This window comes from Photobacterium sanguinicancri, from assembly GCF_002265265.1.
Taxonomy (GTDB): domain Bacteria; phylum Pseudomonadota; class Gammaproteobacteria; order Enterobacterales; family Vibrionaceae; genus Photobacterium; species Photobacterium sanguinicancri.
On record NZ_NOIF01000455.1, the window covers coordinates 1 to 454 of the forward strand.

A 454-nucleotide genomic window follows, 5' to 3' on the forward strand; every position below is an offset into this window, starting at 1 on the left:
CCGAGGGGGGCGACGTCGCGTCGCTCCCGACGTGCACGGCGTCGTGATCCGGCCGTGACCGGGAACACGGGCGCCGTCCAGTAAGGCGCACCTAGGATGGAGGGGTGACCTCGACCTCCGCTCAGAATCCGGCCACTCCCCGAACATCCCGGCGAATCTTCGGCATCTCGCTGGCGATCATCGCCGCCCTGATCGCGGCGTTCTTCGTGTTCGCCTCGCTCTACACCGAGTTCCTCTGGTTCGACCAGGTCGGATTCACCGGGGTGCTGACCACCCAGTGGATCGCCACCGTCGTGATGTTCCTCGTCGGATTCCTCGGCATGGCCGTCCCGCTGTTCGTGGTCATCCAGCTGGCGTATCGTCTGCGGCCGGTCTATGTGCGACTGAGCTCGCAGCTCGACCGGTACCAGGAGGTCATCGAGCCGCTGCGCCGCCTGGCGATGTGGGGCATGCC

General features: G+C 66.7%; 1 protein-coding gene. It reads left to right on the forward strand.

Annotated features, from left to right (window positions below):
* Positions 1-104: 104 nt before the first annotated feature.
* A partial coding sequence (locus tag ASV53_RS26570; RefSeq protein WP_189337973.1) for a UPF0182 family protein occupies positions 105-454 on the forward strand: 350 nt, incomplete at its 3' end.